The following is a 16,867-nucleotide window of genomic DNA, read 5'->3' on the forward strand; positions in this document are numbered from 1 at the left end:
CCCTTGACGTAGGTGGCGTGGTGTTTGTCGTGGTGGAGTTCCATGATCGTGCCGGAGATGTGGGGTTCCAGCGCGGCGTAGTCGTAGGGAAGATCAGGAAGCTCATAGGCAGGCACTGCAGGAATCCTTTCAAGATCACGAACGGTACGCGACCAGCCTGCAACCTCAAGGCCGCTTGAGGTCAAGGAGCCTCCCGGAGAGGCCCGCTCCGTGCCGGGCACGGTGCGACGGCCGGCCTGAAGGGCTCTGTACCCGTCGCGCGCACGGGGAAACCGGCCGCGGCCCCGGTTGCGTCAGGCGGCCGGCGGCGCCGCTGCGACGGACGGGTTACTGTGGCCGAGGACAGTGGCCGAAGGAGGATTCGATGAACGATGCGGTGATCGTGGACGTGATCCGGACCGGCTCCGGACGGGGCAAGCCCGGCGGTGCCCTGTCCGGCATTCACCCGGTGGACCTGCTGGCCGGTGTCCTGGCCAAGCTCGTCGAACGGAACGGGCTCGACCCGGCCCAGGTCGACGACGTGATCGCCGGCTGCGTCTCCCAGGCGGGTGAGCAGACGTTCAACCTGGCCCGCAACGCCGCGCTCGCGGCCGGTTTCCCGATCACCGTGCCCGGTGTCACGATCGACCGGCAGTGCGGCTCCAGCCAGCAGGCGGCGCACTTCGCGGCGCAAGGCGTGATGGCCGGCGGGTACGACATCGTGATCGCCTGCGGCGTCGAGTCGATGAGCCGGGTGCCGATGGGCTCACCGGTCGGCGGCCGGGACCCGTTCGGGCCCAAGGTCGCCGAGCGGTTCGCGCCCGGCCTGGTGCCACAGGGCATCTCGGCCGAGCTGATCGCGGCCCGCTGGGGCTTCGACCGGGACACGGTCGACGGCTATGCCGCCGAGTCGCATCGCCGGGCCGCGGCCGCAGCAGCCACGGGCCGGTTCGACAACGAGCTGGTCCCGGTGCCGGTCACCGCGGAGGACGGTACCGAACGAGCGCACACCGCCGACGAGACCATCCGGCCGGCGACGACCGTCGAGGGACTGGCCGGGCTGAAGCCCTCCTTCTACGACGAGGCCACCGACGCCCGGTTCGGCGGCCTGCCCTGGCTGATCACCCCCGGCAACTCGTCACCGCTGACCGACGGAGCCTCGGCTGCGTTGATCATGTCCGAGCGGCGCGCGACGGAGCTCGGCCTGCGGCCGCGGGCCCGGTTCACCGGCTTCGCGGTGGTCGGCGACGACCCGATCATGATGCTGACCGGGCCGATCCCGGCGACCCGCCGGATCCTGGAGAAGACCGGGCTGTCGCTGGACCGGATCGACGCGTACGAGGTCAACGAGGCCTTCGCGCCGGTGCCGCTGGCCTGGGCCGCCGAACTGCACGCGGATCCGGAGCGGCTCAATCCGTGTGGCGGCGCGATCGCGCTCGGCCACCCCCTCGGCGCGTCGGGCACCAAGCTGCTGGCCACCCTGGTCAACCACCTCGAGGCGACCGGCGGCCGGTATGGTCTGCAGACGATGTGCGAGGGTGGCGGCATGGCGAACGCCATGATCATCGAGCGGCTCTGAGAGGACAACGATCATGAACCTTGCCGGTCAGGTGGCGCTGGTGACGGGCGGAGCGTCCGGCCTCGGGCTTGCGACCGCGCGGGCCCTGCAGGCGGCGGGCGCCAAGATCGTGATCTTCGACCTGCCGTCGTCGCGGGGCGAGCAGGTCGTCGGCGAGCTCGGCGACGAGGCCCGGTTCGCGGCCGGTGACGTGACCGATCCCGATTCGGTCTCCGCGGCGCTGGACCTGGCCGGCACCCTCGGTGATCTTCGGGTCCTGGTCAACTGTGCCGGGATCGTCAACGCGGCCCGGACCGTGGGCAAGCGCGGGCCGTTCCCCTTGGAGGACTTCCAGCGGGCGATCAGCGTCAACCTGGTCGGCACCTTCAACGTCACCCGACTGGCCGCCGAGCGGATCGCGGCCACCGAGCCGGTCGGCGAGGAGCGGGGCGTGATCATCAACACGGCGTCGGTCGCGGCCTTCGACGGCCAGGTCGGCCAGGCGGCGTACTCGGCGTCGAAGGGTGGCGTGGCCGCCATGACGCTGCCGATCGCCCGCGACCTGGCGCCGCTGCTGATCCGGGTGGTCACGATCGCGCCGGGCATCTTCGACACCCCGATGATGGCCGGCATGGCCGAGGAGGTCCGGGCCTCGCTCGCGGCGCAGGTGCCCCACCCGTCCCGGCTCGGCGACCCGTCCGAGTACGGTGCCCTGGCCGCGCACATCGTGGCCAATCCCATGATCAACGGCGAGGTGATCCGTCTCGACGGCGCGATCCGGATGGCGCCGCACTGACGGTTCACCCGCGCCGGGGAGGCCGCTTCACCCGGCCACCGGAGCTCCGGACCGGGTTTGTCCGGAAAGCTTGAACCATGACGACGTCCCAGGTCCGCGCGGGCGCCGCGGCGGCGCGAGTCCGCCGGCTGGTCCTGGTCGCCGGACTGGCCAGCGCCGCCCACTGGCTGCTGTACGTGATCGAGAAGGTCTACCTGGCCGGCCAGGGGAGGATCGGCATGGTCGGCTCGGCGATCCCGCCCGAGGCGTACGCGGACATCCCGAATCCCACCCTCGCCCAGCTCGGCAACGCCGCGTTCGGCCTGGTTCCGGTGGCGATCGCCGTTCTCGCGATCGTCCCGGCCGGTCGCCGGGTCCCGCGCCCGCTGCTGCTGACCGGGCTCTGCGTCGTGCTCGCCCTGACGCTGGCCCTGGGCGCGCTGCTGCTGGGGCAGGGTAACTGGCTGCATCTGGCCATCGCCGCGGCCGGCCTGGTCGCCGTCGTCTCGCTCACCGCGGCGTCCTTCCTCCGGCTGCCGGGCACCGCGCACGCCAGGCCGGTCAGCGACCGGTGAACCGCGGCGGCCGCTTCTCGGCGAAGGCCGCCAGTCCCTCGGCGAAGTCGGCGCCCCCGAGCAGCCGGACCTGGTGTTCCCGTTCGTACGCGAGTGTGCCGGGCAGGTCGGGCAGCGCGACCGCGTTGATCGCCGCCTTGGTCGCCGCGTAGGCCCTGGTCGGGCCGCCGGCCAGCCGCTCCACGGTCCGGTCACAGGCCGCGGCGAACTCCTCGGGCCCGTGCACCTGATCGATGAGGCCCAGCCGCTGGGCCTCCGCGGCCGGCACCGGGTCGCCGAGCAGCAGCACCCGGAGCGCCGCCGTCCGGCCGAGCGCCGCGGTCCAGAAGGCGGTGCCGCCGCCGTCCGGCATCAGCCCGATCGACTCGAACCCCGGCTTCAGGTACGCGGCCTGGTGCGCCACGACCAGGTCGCAGGCCAGCGCCAGTGACGCACCGGCGCCGACCGCGGGACCGTTCAGCAGCGCGACGACCGGCTTCGGTGCCGAGCAGACGGTGGTCGCGATCCGGTTCAGCAGGTCGATCAGCTCGCCGCCGTCGCCTTCGATCCCGCCGGCCAGATCGGCCCCGGCGCAGAACCCGCGGCCGGCCCCGGTGAGCGTGATCACCCGGACCGACTCGTCCGCCGCGGCGTCCTCCAGGGCGGCGGCCAGCAGGCCGGTCGACTCCCGGGTCAGCGCGTTCAGCCGGTCCGGCCGGTTCAACGTGATCGCGGTGACCGGACCGGCGGTGGAGACCAGGACGGGCGGTTCGGCGGACATCGGCGGCTCCTTACGAAGACTGATCCGCCGATCCTGCCACGGCGGGCTCCGCGTCGTCTCGGATCACCGGGACGCGCCCCCGGCCGCGCCGCCGTTGATCGACGTCGACCCGACCCGACCCGACCCGACCCGACCCGGGCCACCGTGCTCGGGATGCCCGCCTCGATCAAGATCGCGCGTGGATCGGTCCTTGCTCCTGGCCGCAGGTCGCGGGTCTCGTGCCCGGTGCTCCGCGAATGGTGGCAGCGGCGCGGGCGGACCGGAGCCGGCGGTGTCTCGGTGGTCTTGCCCCGTGGCCGGGCCGGTGTGCGCCGAGACCGATCCGGCCGGACCGCCGTGATCACCGCCGAGTTCGAAGGACCGCCGATCACGATCACGTCGTGGAGTGCGCTCCACCCGGCCACAGGCCATGCCTAGCGCTCCGACAACGGGGGCACGGGCGCCGGCGGGGTCGCCCCGACGTAGCGTGAGGACGGCCGGATGATCTTGGAATCCTGCGCCTGCTCGAGGATGTGAGCGGTCCAGCCGATCACCCGGGCGACCGCGAAGGTCGGCGTGAACAGCTCGGCCGGGATGCCGCAGTGCTCCATCACCACGGCGGCGTAGAACTCGATGTTCGTGTTCAGCGCGCGGCCCGGCTTGAGCTCGGCGAGCAGGTCGATCACGGTTCGTTCGACCTCGAGGGCGAACTCGGCCCGCGGCGTCCCGTACCCGCGGACGAGTTCCTTCAGCATCGCCGACCGCGGATCCTCGGTGCGGTAGACCGGATGACCGAAGCCCATGATCCGGCCGCCGGAGTTGATCTTGTCCCGGACCCAGGGTTCGATCCGGTCCGGCGTGCCGATCTCGTCCAGGGCGGCCAGCACCCGGCCCGGGGCACCGCCGTGCAGCGGTCCCGACAGCGCGCCGACGGCTCCGGTGACGCAGGCGGCCAGGTCGGCGCCGGTGGAGGCGATCACCCGGGCGGTGAAGGTGGAGGCGTTGAAGCCGTGGTCGATCGCCGCGATCAGGTACGCGCTCAGCCCGGCCACCTGCTCCGGCGTCGGTTCGACCCCGGTCAGCCGGTGCAGGTAGTCGGCGGCGAAGCCGAGCTCGGGTCGCGGCGGGATCGGCTGCCGGCCCTGCCGAAGCCGGTGGCTCGCCGCGATCAGGCCGGGGGTGACCGCTCCGACGCGGAGGGCGGCGTCGAGCCGCTCGTCGGCGGTCTGGTCGTAGAGCGGGGCGAGCCCGGCCGCGGCGCCGTACCCGCTGAGCAGGGTGCGCAGCACCGCCATCGGGTCGGCGCCGGAGGCGACGGCGGGCGGCAGCAGGGCGGCGACCGGCTCCGGCAGCTCGCGGGCGGCGGTGGTGCGCTCGGCGAACGCGGTCAGGTCGGCGGCGTTCGGCAGCCGGCCGAGCAGCAGCAGGTGCCAGACCTCCTCGAGGCTGGCCGCCCGGGCCAGGTCGACGGCCGAGTACTCGCGGTAGTGGTAGAAGCCCTCCCGGCCGCGCACCTCGCCGAGCGCGGTCTCGGTGACGACGACGTTGGTCAGCCCGGGCGGCACGTCGATCGGCGTGTCGTCCATCCGGTCGATGATCATGCGCGGCATGTCGGTTCCCCTTCTGCTTGGCTACGATTCACTGTCAACTTGATTGATGACACAGTCAACGTTGATCGAATCAACCTCAGGAAGGGCGACCGATGACCGACCTACCGCGGCTGACCAGCGCCGAGGCGGCGGCCCGGTTGGGCATCCGCCTGGAAACCCTGTATGCGTACGTTTCCCGCGGCCGGATCACCCGGCACCGGGACAGCGACGGCTCCACCTTCGACCCGCTGGAGGTGGAGCGGCTGGCCACCGAACGGCGCCGTGACCCGGCCTCGGCCGGTCGGGCCGGCCCGGCCGGCACCCCGCTGATGATCTTGGACACCGATCTCGCGCTGATCGAGGACGGCCGGCTCTACCTGCGGGGCCGCGACATCGCCGGGCTGACCGAGCAGCCGTACGAGGAGGTGGCGAGCCGGCTCTGGCAGGCCGAGCCGGACTCGTCCGGAGCACTGTTCCGGGCCGACGACGCGGCGGTGGCGACCGCCCGGACCGTGCTGGCCGCGATGCCGGCGGAGACTCGGCCGATCGATCTGATCATGGTCGCGACCCGGGTGTTCGGTCAGGCCGATCCGCTCCGCGGGGACCTGTCAGCGGGCCGAGTGACCCGGGCCGCGGGAGCACTGCTGGCCGGCCTGATCGCGGCCCTGCCGGATCACCCCGAACGGTCCGGCCCGGCCGCATCCCGGCCCGGCCGGACGCTGGCGGCGGCGCTCTGGCCGAAGCTCACCGACCGGCGGCCGACCCGGTCCCGGGTGGCCGCCCTGAACGCGGCGCTGGTGGCGCTGTTCGACCACGACCTGGCGGTGTCGACGCTGGCCGCGCGGGCGGCGGCGTCGGCGCGCGCGGATCCGTACGGCGTCGTGTCGGCGGGACTGGCGGCTCTGGACTCGGCCCTGCACGGCACCGCGAGCGTCGACGCCCACCGGCTGCTGGCCTCGGTCCGGGCCGGAACCCCGGTCGACCGGGCGCTGGCCGAGACGTTGCGCGGCCGGACCGGCATCCCCGGCTTCGGCCACCGGCTCTACTCCGGGCAGGACCCGCGCGCCACGGTGCTGCTGGACCGGCTGGCCGGCGTGCCCGGGACCGCCGCGACCCTGGACCTGGCCGGCTCCGTCGCGGAGGCCGTGACCCGCCGCACCGGCCAGTCTCCGAACGTCGACTTCGCCCTCGCGTCCCTGGTGCTCGCCTTCGACATGACGGCCGAGGCCGGCGAGGTGATCTTCGCCTGCGCCCGGAGCGGCGGCTGGATCGCCCACGCCCTCGACGAGTACCAGCGCCCGCCGCTCCGCCTCCGGCCGACCGGCCGCTACGTCGGTCCGTGAAGGCTGACGCTCTCCGCGCCGGCCGATAGGGCCGGCCAGCCCCTTCGACAGGCTCAGGGTGCGCTCGACCGGCTCAGGGCGCGCTGCGGATCGAGGCTTGCCCTTCGACAGGCTCAGGGCACGGTGGCTCAGGTACTCCGGACGGTACGGATCGCGGCGAGCAGCTCGGCGACGGAGGCGGCCGGGTCCGGACCCTTGGTCAGGGCGGAGCCGAGCCCGACGGCCACCGCTCCCGCGGCGATCCACTCGGCTGCCGTGTCCGGGGCGATGCCGCCGGTCGGCACGCAGTCGAGCTGCGGCAGCGCGGCCAGGACGTCCTTGAGCGAACCGGGGGACCAGCGGCTGGCCGGGAAGACCTTGATCAGATCCGCGCCGAGCGACTTCGCCTGCAGCATCTCGGTCGGGGTGGCGCAGCCGATCGCGGTCAGCACGCCGTAGCGCAGCCCGACCTCGATCACCTCCGGCGCCAGGGTCGGCGTCACGAGGAGTTGCGCGCCGGCCAGGACGGCGGCCCGCGCCGTGGCGGCGTCGAGGACGGTCCCGGCGCCCATGATCCGGCCGTCGCCGGCCTCGGCGGCCAGCGTCTCGATCGCGCGCAGCCCACCGGGGGTGGTCAAGGCGACCTCGACGACGCCGACGCCGGCGTCCCAGATCTGGCGGGACTTGACGATCGCGTCGTCCGCGTCGCCGGTCCGGACGATGCCGATCACGGCACTGTCGATCACCGCCGCGCGGACGGCGGCCGAGCCGGAGGTCATGATCAACTCCTATCGGTCGATGTCGGCGCCCTCGGCGAGCACCCGGTCCCGGGTGGCCGCGTCCGGCAGTCCGATCGCGTCGCCGTGGGTGGCGACCACCAACGATGCCACAGCGGCACCCTCGGCCAGTCGGCGGTCCACGTCCAGGCCGCGCAGCCAGGCCGAAAGCCAGCCGGTGTTGAACGCGTCGCCGGCCCCGACCGGGTCGACCAGTGGCACCCGCCGGACGCCGACCGCGGTGCTGCCGCCGGGCGTGTGCTCGACCGCGCCGTTGCCGCCGTCCTTGATCACGACGGTGCCCGCACCGCGCTCGAAGAACCACTTCTCGGTCGGTACGCCGCCGGTGATCATGGTCGCCTCGTCGGCGCCGACGAAGATCAGGTCCGCCAGCCGGGCGAGTTCGTCGACGATCCGAGCCCACTCGTCCGGGCCGGCCAGCCGGAGCCGCAGGTTCGGGTCGAAGCTGACCGTGACCCCGGCCTCCCGGGCCATGGTCATCGCGGCCTTGCAGGCCCGGAAGGCGGATTCGGACAGTGCGGCGGTGATCCCGGTCAGGTGCAGCAGCCGGGCGCCCCGGATCGCCGCGCCGGGAAGATCAGCGACGCCGTACGCCGTCGACGCGCTGCCGGACCGGCGGTAGTGCACGGTGATCGGCCGGTCGACCGGGGAGTCCCGGATCAGCAGCCCGGTCGGCAGCGCGGGGTCGGTGATCAGCGCGGAGACGTCGATCCCCTCGGCGCGCAGGTCCCGCCGGATCCGCGCGCCGAACACGTCGTCGCCGACCCGTCCCGCGTACGCCACCGGGTGGCCGAGCCGGGCCAGGCCGATGGCCAGGTTGCTCTCGGCGCCGGCGATGGACCAGGCGAAGCCGGTGGCGGCGTCGAGCGGCAGGTCCCGCTCCGCCAGCAGCAGCGCCATCGGCTCGCCGAACGTGACGACCTCGGGGATGCTCATCGGGTTCCCTTCAAGAATTCCTCGAGCAGCGGTCCGGCCGCGGACGAGCCGGACTTGCCGTCGTGCACGAACACGGCGACGGCCAGGTCGCCCTGCGCCGCGATCATCCAGGCGTGGGTCTTCAGCGGCGCGTCCGAACCGTACTCGGCGGTGCCGGTCTTGGCGATCACGTCCGGCCCGTCCAGGTCCTGCAGGAACCGGCCCGGGCCCGAGGTGACCACGCCGCGCATCAGCGAGCGGAGCTGGCTCGCCTCGGCCTTGGTCAGCGGCTTCCCCTTCTGCTCCGGCACCTGGTCCTTGATCAGGTACGGCAGCCGGGTGCCGCCGCCGGCCACCGAGGCGGCGACCGCGGCCATCGCCATCGGCGACGCCAGAACCTGGCCCTGGCCGATCAGCGTCGCCGCCCGCTCGGTCTCCAGTTTCGGCTCGCCGAGCTTGCCGTAGAAGGACGGGAAGCCCGAGTCATGATCGACACCGAACCCGAGCGAGGCAGCCGCCTCGGCGAGCCCGGAGTCCTTGATCTTGGACAACTGGCCGATGAAGGCCGTGTTGCAGGACTGGGCGAATGCCTCGGACAGCGGGATCCGGCCGATCGAGCCGCTCGGATAGTCGCTGTAGTTGGTGAACCGGCGCCCGTCGACGGTGATCGTCGCCGGGCATTCGATCATGCTGTCCGGCTTGAGCCCGGCCCGCAGCAGGGCCAGCGCGGTGATCACCTTGAAGGTCGAGCCGGGCGGGTACTGGCCGAAGTTCGGGATCGGCTCGCCCTCGGAGTCCGGCCCGGTGGCGGCGGCCAGCAGGGCGCCGTCGGACTTGCGCAGTACGGCGATCGCGGCGTCGCCCTTGACGTCGCCGAGCGTCTTCTCGGCCAGCTGCTGGAGCGCGACGTCGAGGGTGATCGTCAGGTCGACCCCGCGGGTCGGCTTGGCGGTGAAGATCGGCTCGGTGGTCTCCGGCCCGGTCGGATAGGTCGTGGGGGAGGGCGTCGGGCTGGGCGATCCGCCGGCCTGCGACGAGTCGGGGATCAGCTTGACCTCGATGCCGGGGAGGCCGCGCAGCTGCTCGTCGTACCGCCGCTGCAGACCGGACAGGCCGACCTGGTCGCCGGCGACGACGGTGCCCTTCGACTTGTCGACGATCTCCTTGGTGGCATCGCCGACGGTGCCGATCAGGGCCCGGGCGAAGGTACGGCTCGGGCCGAGCACCCGGTCGGCACTGATCGCGCGGGCGCCGGTGATCTTGAGGACGGACTCGTTGCTGGGCCGCTCCTTGTCCTCCTCGCGCAGCACGATCGCCTCGACGAAGGCCTGCTTGCCGGCCTGCTCGACCTCCTTGACGTAGGCCTTCGGATCGATCTTGACGAGCTTCGCCAGCCGCTCGGCGGACTTGGCCGCCTCCTTGCCGGCCTTCTGCTTGTCGATGCCGATCCGGACCACCGGCCGCAGGTTCATGATCGTTTCGCCCTCGGCGCCGATCAGCTCGCCGCGGGTCGGGTCCAGCCGCCGGCCGGTCAGCCGGTTGGTCCCGTCCAGGTTCGGCTGCACTACGTCCGGTGCCCAGGTGGTCCGCCAGCGGCCGTCCTCGACGACCAGCCGGGCCGTCGCGTCGTACACCCAGCGGTCCTTCACACCCGGGAACGCCCAGGTGTAGGAGAGCGCGGCGGTCGCCTCGTCCCCGGTCGTCTGGATCTCGCCGACCTCGACGGTCCGCTTCGAGCCGGGCAGCCCGGCCACCAGGGCGTCGAACTGCTCGTCGACGGCGGTGCCGTCCAGTCGGGAGAACTGGACCTTGGTCAGGTCGCCGGACTGCAGCCCGGCGGCGAGTTCGGCCGCGGCGCGCGCCGGGTCGTCCCCGGGCGGCGGCGGTTCCGTACCGCCTCCGCCGGCCGTGCAGGCGGTCAGGGCGAAGGCGAGTCCTCCGGCGATCAGGAGGCGGAGTCGGGCGAAGGATCGGTCCGGCACCGGCCCATCCTTACATCCGGCACAAGTTCCGCCCTGCGCGACCCGGTCGGTCAACGCCGAGATCCGACGCCACCCCGGCCGCCGATCCCGAGCAGTTCGAGGTCTTCGGCGAAGTGGCAGCGGGAAACGGCGTCCGCCCCGATCCGATGCTCGGCGGGGACATCGTGGCTGCAGCGGTCCTGGGCGTGCGGGCAGCGGGGGTGGAAGACACAGCCGGGAATCTGGTCGGCGGGGTCGGGGATCTCGCCGCTGATCGCGGGCCGGGCGTCCCGGCGCCGGTCGGGATCGGGGATCGGCAGCGAGGACAGCAGCGCTTCCGTGTACGGGTGCCGCGGCCGGGCGAACAGCTCGGCGGTCGGCGCCTGCTCGACCAGTTCGCCGACGTACATCACGGCCACCCGGTCGCACAGGTGCTTGATCACGGCCAGGTCGTGCGAGATGAAGAGGTAGGTCAGCCCGAGCCGCTCCTGCAGTTCCTGGAGCAGGTTGAGCACCTGGCTGCGGATCGACACGTCCAGGGCGGTGACGGCCTCGTCGCAGACCACCAGCCGCGGGTTGGTGATCAACGCGCGGGCGATGCCGACCCGCTGCCGCTCGCCGCCGGAGAAGGCGTGCGGGTAGCGCTCGGCCTGGTCCGGCCGGAGGCCGACCAACCGCATCGTCTCGAGCACCCGGCGCTTCAACTCGGCGCCGCGGGCCAGGTTGTTGGTGATCAAGGGTTCGCCGATGATCTGGGCGACGGTGAGCCGCGGGTTGAGCGAGGAGTTCGGGTCCTGGAAGATCATCCGGATGTCCCGGCGGTGCCGGCGCAGCTGCTCGGCGCCGGCGGTGACCAGGTCGACCTCGTCCCCGTCCTCGGTGCGGTAGAGGATCGAGCCGCTGGTCGGCTTGTGCGCGCGGAGGATGCAGCGGCCGAGGGTGGTCTTGCCGCTGCCGGACTCGCCGACCAGGCCGATCGTCTCGCCCTGGCCGATCGTGAGCGACACGTTGCGGACCGCGCGGACGGTCATCCGTCCCTTGGTGCCGAACCAGCCGCGGGCGACCGCGAACTCCATCGACACGTCCCGGAGCTCGAGCAGCGGGGGCGTTTCGTTGATCATGAGGCCACCTCCGCGTGCGCGATCGGGTCGAGGTCGCGGCCGATGCCGTCGTCGACGGCGGCCGGGTCGGGGTAGTGGACGCAGCGGACGCCGCGCGGTCGGGCGCCGGCCGCGCCGTCGATCATGGGCGGCAGGGTGGCCGAGCAGTCGTCGGTCGCATGATCACAGCGGGTCACGAACGGGCAGCCGTCGGGACGGTTCAGCGGGTGCGGGACGGTGCCGCGGATGGTGCTCAGCCGCTGCCGGCCGGTGGCCTCCAGGTCGGGGATCGAGGCCAGCAGCGCCCGGGTGTACGGGTGCCGCGGCGAGGTGAACAGCTGACGGACGTCGCACTCCTCGACCACCATGCCGAGATACATCACCGCGACCCGGTCGGCGATCTCGGCGACCACGCCGAGGTCGTGGGTGATGAACATCATCGCCATGCCGAGTTCTTCCTGCATCCGGCGCAGCAGGTCCAGGATCTGCCGCTGGGTGGTCACGTCCAGGGCGGTGGTCGGCTCGTCGGCGATCAGCAGCTGCGGTTCGCAGACGATGGCCATCGCGATCATGGCCCGCTGCCGCATCCCGCCGGACAGCTCGAATGAGTACGCGTCGAACCGCTTCTCCGGACTGGGCAGCCCCACCCGGCGCAGCGCGTCGATCGCGCGGTCCCTGGCCTCCGCGGCGGACAGCCGCTCGTGCAGCATGATCATCTCGGTCAGCTGCCGGCCGATCGTGTGGACCGGGCTGAGCGAGGCCATCGGCTCCTGGAAGATCATCGAGATCTCCTTGCCCCGGATCGCCCGCATCGCCGGGCCGCCGGTCGGCAGCGGAGCCAGATCCACCATTCCGTGCCCTGAGCCTGTCGAAGGGCCTCGGGGATCATCGCCCTCGCCCTTCGACAAGCTCAGCGAACGTTGTGGTGGTGGTTCGTTGCGGCGCCAGGCCCGGCGGAGGCCGCTGCCGGGAGCGGGTCCGAGGTTCACGCCGGACCGGGTCCGGAACCAGATCTCGCCGTCGGTGATCCGGCCCGGCTCGTCGACGAGCTGCATGATCGAACGGCCGGTGATGCTCTTGCCGCAGCCGGATTCGCCCACCACACAGAGGGTCTCGCCGGCCCGTACGGTCAGGTCCACACCGTCGACGGCGCGCACGGTGCCCTCCCGGACGGCGAACTGCGTCTTCAGTCCGCGGACCCGGAGCAGCGGTTGATCTTGGTCAGCCATCGGATGCTCCTAGGTTCCGTACGGGTCGGCGGCGTCGCGAAGCCCGTCGCCGACGAAGTTGAAGGCCATCACGGTGATCACCACGGCGAGCCCGGCGAACAGCATCCAGGGCGCCTCGGCGAGCACCCGGATCGACTGGGCGTCGCCGAGGGTGACGCCCCAGCTGACCACGGGCGGTTGCAGGCCGAGCCCGAGGAAGGACAGCGAGGTCTCGCCCAAGATCATCCCGGGGACGGACAGCGACAGCGAGGCGATGATGTGGCTGGTGAACGCCGGCAGCATGTGCTTGCCGATCACCCGCAACGGTCTGGCCCCATCGAGCTCGGCGGCCAGCACGAAGTCCTCGTGCCGGATCTGCAGCAGCCGGCTGCGGATCACCCGGGCCATCCCGGTCCAGCCCATCAGGGACAGGATCAGCGTGATCGCGAAGTATGTGCTCAGCGAGTCCCAGCCAGGTGGCACGGCGGCGGCCAGGCCCAGCCACAGCGGCAGCGTCGGGATCGAGATGAAGAACTCGATGATCCGCTGGATCGCGCTGTCGATCCGCCCGCCGAAGTAGCCGGAGAGACCGCCGAGCAACAGGCCGAGGGTCAGGCTGAGCACCACGCCGATCAGGCCGACCGACAGCGAGATCCGTGCCCCGTAGATCAACCGGGACAGCAGATCCCGGCCCTGCTGGTCGGACCCGAGCAGGAACACGGGCGCGCCCGGCTCCGTCGAACCGAACAGGTGCACGTCGCCCGGGATCAGCCCGAACAGCTTGTACGGATCGCCCTTGACGAAGAAGCCGACCGGGATCCGGACGTTCTCGTCGATCTTGTAGTCCCGCTTCAGCGTGTCCACGTTGGGCACGCCGACCACGCCGTTGACGTAGAGGTGCGGTGCGGTGGGGGAGACCTTGACCCACTGCGGCGGCGAGTACGCGGCCTGGGGCAGGGCGGTGTCCTGGGCCCGCGGCGCGACGAACTCGCAGGTCGCGCCGACCAGGTAGAAGACGATCAGCACGAACATGCTGATCACGGCGAGCTTGTGCCGGGAGAACCGCCACCAGATCAGTTGCCGCTGCGAGGCGGTGGCGACGGAGCGCTTGTCCGGAACGGATTCGGGCCCTTCGACGGGCTCAGGGCGCGTTTCCTCGAGGGTCTGGTTGATCATGCGAGACCTGCCCGCACTCGGGGATCGACCGCGGCCAGCAGCAGATCACTGATCAAGGTCCCGATCACGGTGAGCACGCAGACGATGAACAGGACGCTGCCGGCCAGGTACATGTCCTGGCTCTGCAGTGCCCGCAACAGCAGCGGCCCGGTCGTCTCCAGCCCGAACACGGTGGACACCAGCACCTCTCCGTCGAAGATCGCCGGGATCGCCCAGCCGATCGTGGCGATGAACGGGTTGAGCGCGACCCGGACCGGATAGCGCAGCAGCAGGCTGCGCTCGTCCAGACCACGGCCGCGGGCCGCGACGACGTACGGCTTGCCCAACTCGTCGAGCAGGTTCGCCCGGAGCACCCGGATCGTGCCGCCGACACCGCCGGTGACCAGCACCGCCGCCGGCAGCCAGAGGTGGCCGAGCAGGTCGAGCAGCTTGCCCAGGTTCCAGTTCGCCTGGGCGTACTCGGCGGAGAACATGCCACCGACGCTCCAGCCGAACACCTGGAACTGCACGTACATGCAGACCAGGGCGATCAGGAAGCCCGGCACCGCGACGCCGAGGAAGGCCAGCACGGTGATGATGTAGTCGATCACGCCGTACTTGCGGGCCGCCGAGTAGATCCCGGCCGCCAGCGCGATCACCCAGCCGATCAGGAACGCCGTGATGCCCAGCCCGAGGGTGAGCGGCATCCGTTCGGCCAACAGGTCGGAGACCGGCCGGGCATAGCTGAACGACTGGCCGAAGTCGCCGCGGAAGATGATGTTGGTGATCCAGGTCCAGTACTGCACGATGATCGGCTGATCGAGGGCGTACCGCTGCCGGAGCGCGATCAATTGCTCCGGTTGGACCACCTGGCCCTCCCGCTGCAGGTTGACCAGCACCGTGGTCAGGTAGTCGCCCGGCGGCAACTGGATCACCAGGAACGACACCAGCGACACGGCGAACACGGTGGGGATCATCAACAGGATCCGCCGGACGACGTATTTGATCATCGTCAGGCGTGCTTGGCGGGTTCGGCGTAGAAGATCTGCGCCAGGTCTGTCGCTCCCTCGTAGTGTTGCCGGAAACTCGCCACCGCCTCGGGCCGGACGTTCTTCAGATCGTCGGCGACCACCATCGGCGTGTACGGCAGCGGCATGGTGCCGATGATCCACACGTTCTCGTCGTGCAGCTTGGTGATCTCCTTGCCGTACTTGATCCGCTCCTCGTCGTTCGGGGCGACCTTGAGCTGGTCGTACAGGCCGAGCAGGCTCTTGATCGTCTCCGGCGGCTCGGCGGCGAACTTGTTCTTCGGGTCGTAGCTCCAGGTGCCGAACCGCGGCGCCCAGTAGGTCAGGTTCGAGTTCGGCACGTACCAGAGCGGGTCGATGTCCCACTGGTAGCCGGGGAACGGGTAGCAGATGATGTCGAAGTTGCCCTGCGGGATCTCGGTGTACCAGAGGTCCTGGCTGATGGTCTTGATCACCGTGTCGATGCCGGCGGCGGCCAGGTGCCGCTTGGCGTACTCGAGGACGGTCATCTGGTTCAGCCCGACGCCGACCGGGAAGGTCTGCATGGTGAACCGCATCGGCTTGCCGTCCGGGCGGAGCCGCATGTTCTTGTCGTCCCGCTTGGTCAGCCCGGCCGCGTCCAGCCGCTTGTTGGCCTCGTCGAGGTCGAACTCGATGAAGCGCTGGCCCATGCCCTCCTCGAAGTACTCGTCGCCGACCTGGCCGCACGGATGGACCGGCTTGCCCTGCCCGGCCAGCAGCGCGTCGTTGAGCTCGGTCCGGTTGATCGCGTGGCTGAACCCGGCCCGGAAGTCGAGCTTCTGGAAGAGCTCGGCGATCACCGGGTCCTTGTGGCTCTGGTTCAGCAGGATCGAGGTGTTGGCGTCGGTCTGCCAGCGCAGCACCTTGAACGGCTTGCTGTCCTGGTTCTTGATCAACACCGGCAGGGACGTCTCCGGCAGGTCCCAGAGGGCGATGTCCAGTTCGCCGTTGGCGGCCCGCAAGCCGATCGCATCGGGGGAGAGCACCTGGAACGACGCCGTGTCCAGGTACGGCAGCTGGCGGCCGGCCTCGTCGACCTTCCAGTAGTAGGGATTGCGCTCCAGCTTGCCGGTCGTGTTGGTGGCGTTGATCGACTTCGTCAGCCGCCAGGGTCCCAGCACCGGCCGGTCGGCGTTCTGGTTGGAGTTGTTGCGGTTGTTGTAGAGGTCCATCCAGGTCGTCACGGAGTACTTCTTCATCCCCGCGGCAAGATCGTCTTTGGCGACGAGTTCCTTGTGGAACTGGGACAGGTAGTGCTTCGGCTGGATCAGCCAGCCGCCGAACGGGATGAAGCAGAGGAACTTCAGGAACAGTGAGTGCGGTGCCGCGAACGTCACGGTCAGGGTGATGTCGTCGGGTGCGGCGAACACGGCCGGCTTCTTGGCGACGGTGAGCCAGCCGGGGAAGACCGGGCTGAGCTCCTTGTTGAGCATCACCTTCTCGTACACGTGCATCAGGTCGGCCGTGGTGAACGGTTCGCCGTCGGACCACTTCAGGCCCTTGCGGAGTGTGAACGTATACACCCGGCCGTCCGGGCTGATCTCCCACTTCTCGGCGAGGCCCGGCTGCGGCTTGCCCGGCGTGGTCGGGCTCCATTCCGCGAGGCCGGAGAAGACCATGTACTGGCCGCCGGTGGAGCCCGGATCGACCTGGGCCCGGCGCATGTTGCCGCCGTACTGGCCGAGTTGTTCCTGCATCGGGATCTGCAGCGGGTTCTCCGGCAGCCGCTCGGCGAGATCGGGCAGTTTCCCGCTGTCGACGAGCTTCTGCAGCATCGGCGACTGCTTCTGCGTGGTGTCCAGAGCCGGGCCGGTCGCCTGGCCGCCGGTGTCCGGCGCGATGTCCAGCGCCGAGCAACCGGCCAGGGCCGTGACCGCCGCCGCGGCGGTGCCGGCGCGGAGGAGAGTGCGGCGGTCGAGTGTGTGGTTCAGGGGCGATGTCATGGCGTGCTACCTCACTCGGGTGCGTCGGGTGGGCGGCGCCGTGACCACTGGAGCCCCAGTGCCCCCCGAACCACTATTTTCTAAATATCGGATATAACTTCGATGTCTCGATGGTTCTCTGAATCTAAAACCGGCGTGAACGGCCCGTCAAGAGTTGCCGGGCGCTCCTGGATCGTTGTAATCAGAACGTTCCCGGAGCACC

14 protein-coding genes and 1 pseudogene are annotated in these 16,867 nt (G+C 71.0%); 4 read left to right on the plus strand and 11 right to left on the minus strand.

Annotated features, from left to right (window positions below):
• Positions 1–116 (minus strand): annotated as a pseudogene (locus tag AC6CCG_RS32270) (superoxide dismutase); the annotation flags it as partial.
• Positions 117–364: 248 nt separating this feature from the next.
• On the opposite strand from AC6CCG_RS32270, the gene AC6CCG_RS32275 reads away from it, so the two are divergent.
• The 3 genes from AC6CCG_RS32275 to AC6CCG_RS32285 all read left to right on the plus strand — a co-directional run bounded on the left by AC6CCG_RS32275 (position 365) and on the right by AC6CCG_RS32285 (position 2,887).
• Positions 365–1,558, plus strand: a complete 1,194-nt coding sequence (locus AC6CCG_RS32275) for a thiolase family protein (protein WP_496658961.1) — start codon at positions 365–367, stop codon at positions 1,556–1,558.
• Positions 1,559–1,571: 13 nt separating this feature from the next.
• Positions 1,572–2,333: a 3-hydroxyacyl-CoA dehydrogenase gene (locus AC6CCG_RS32280; protein ID WP_496658962.1), complete on the plus strand. Its 762-nt coding sequence runs from the start codon at positions 1,572–1,574 to the stop codon at positions 2,331–2,333.
• A gap of 77 nt (positions 2,334–2,410) precedes the next feature.
• A complete protein-coding gene (locus AC6CCG_RS32285) occupies positions 2,411–2,887 on the plus strand; it encodes a hypothetical protein (RefSeq protein ID WP_496658963.1) in 477 nt (158 codons plus the stop codon).
• On the opposite strand, the gene AC6CCG_RS32290 is transcribed toward AC6CCG_RS32285, so the two are convergent.
• Both AC6CCG_RS32290 and AC6CCG_RS32295 read right to left on the minus strand, forming a co-directional pair.
• The gene (locus AC6CCG_RS32290) at positions 2,874–3,647 is read right to left on the minus strand and encodes an enoyl-CoA hydratase-related protein (protein WP_496658964.1); all 774 of its coding nucleotides are present in this window, start codon (positions 3,645–3,647) and stop codon (positions 2,874–2,876) included. The genes AC6CCG_RS32285 and AC6CCG_RS32290 overlap by 14 nt on opposite strands.
• A 413-nt stretch (positions 3,648–4,060) precedes the next feature.
• Positions 4,061–5,236, minus strand: a complete 1,176-nt coding sequence (locus AC6CCG_RS32295; RefSeq protein WP_496658965.1) for a citrate synthase — start codon at positions 5,234–5,236, stop codon at positions 4,061–4,063.
• A 92-nt stretch (positions 5,237–5,328) separates the two neighbouring features.
• On the opposite strand from AC6CCG_RS32295, the gene AC6CCG_RS32300 reads away from it, so the two are divergent.
• A complete protein-coding gene (locus AC6CCG_RS32300) occupies positions 5,329–6,558 on the plus strand; it encodes a citrate synthase (protein ID WP_496658966.1) in 1,230 nt (409 codons plus the stop codon).
• Positions 6,559–6,686: 128 nt separating this feature from the next.
• Here AC6CCG_RS32300 and AC6CCG_RS32305 read toward each other — a convergent pair whose 3' ends face one another.
• From AC6CCG_RS32305 to AC6CCG_RS32340, 8 genes are read right to left on the minus strand one after another with little or no spacing between them, the layout of a single operon-like run.
• Positions 6,687–7,316, minus strand: coding sequence for a bifunctional 4-hydroxy-2-oxoglutarate aldolase/2-dehydro-3-deoxy-phosphogluconate aldolase (locus AC6CCG_RS32305; protein ID WP_496658967.1), 630 nt, complete (start codon positions 7,314–7,316; stop codon positions 6,687–6,689).
• A gap of 9 nt (positions 7,317–7,325) precedes the next feature.
• On the minus strand, positions 7,326–8,270 hold the full coding sequence (locus tag AC6CCG_RS32310; RefSeq protein WP_496658968.1) for a sugar kinase: 945 nt from the start codon (positions 8,268–8,270) through the stop codon (positions 7,326–7,328).
• Positions 8,267–10,231, minus strand: coding sequence for a penicillin-binding transpeptidase domain-containing protein (locus AC6CCG_RS32315; RefSeq protein WP_496658969.1), 1,965 nt, complete (start codon positions 10,229–10,231; stop codon positions 8,267–8,269). Before AC6CCG_RS32315 ends, AC6CCG_RS32310 begins: the two co-directional genes overlap by 4 nt.
• A gap of 50 nt (positions 10,232–10,281) precedes the next feature.
• Positions 10,282–11,331, minus strand: a complete 1,050-nt coding sequence (locus tag AC6CCG_RS32320) for an ABC transporter ATP-binding protein (protein ID WP_496658970.1) — start codon at positions 11,329–11,331, stop codon at positions 10,282–10,284.
• Positions 11,328–12,539 (minus strand): ABC transporter ATP-binding protein, encoded by a 1,212-nt coding sequence (locus AC6CCG_RS32325; protein ID WP_496658971.1) that lies wholly within the window; start codon positions 12,537–12,539, stop codon positions 11,328–11,330. The genes AC6CCG_RS32320 and AC6CCG_RS32325 overlap by 4 nt, the downstream gene beginning before the upstream one ends.
• Positions 12,540–12,548: 9 nt before the next feature.
• Positions 12,549–13,694 (minus strand): ABC transporter permease, encoded by a 1,146-nt coding sequence (locus tag AC6CCG_RS32330; protein ID WP_496658972.1) that lies wholly within the window; start codon positions 13,692–13,694, stop codon positions 12,549–12,551.
• Positions 13,691–14,683: an ABC transporter permease gene (locus tag AC6CCG_RS32335; protein ID WP_496658973.1), complete on the minus strand. Its 993-nt coding sequence runs from the start codon at positions 14,681–14,683 to the stop codon at positions 13,691–13,693. Before AC6CCG_RS32335 ends, AC6CCG_RS32330 begins: the two co-directional genes overlap by 4 nt.
• 2 nt (positions 14,684–14,685) lie before the next feature.
• Complete coding sequence (locus tag AC6CCG_RS32340) at positions 14,686–16,665, minus strand: ABC transporter substrate-binding protein (protein WP_496658974.1); 1,980 nt, start codon at positions 16,663–16,665, stop codon at positions 14,686–14,688.
• Between the last annotated feature and the right edge of the window lie 202 nt (positions 16,666–16,867).

The sequence above is a fragment of the Microlunatus sp. YIM B11417 genome (assembly GCF_059617205.1).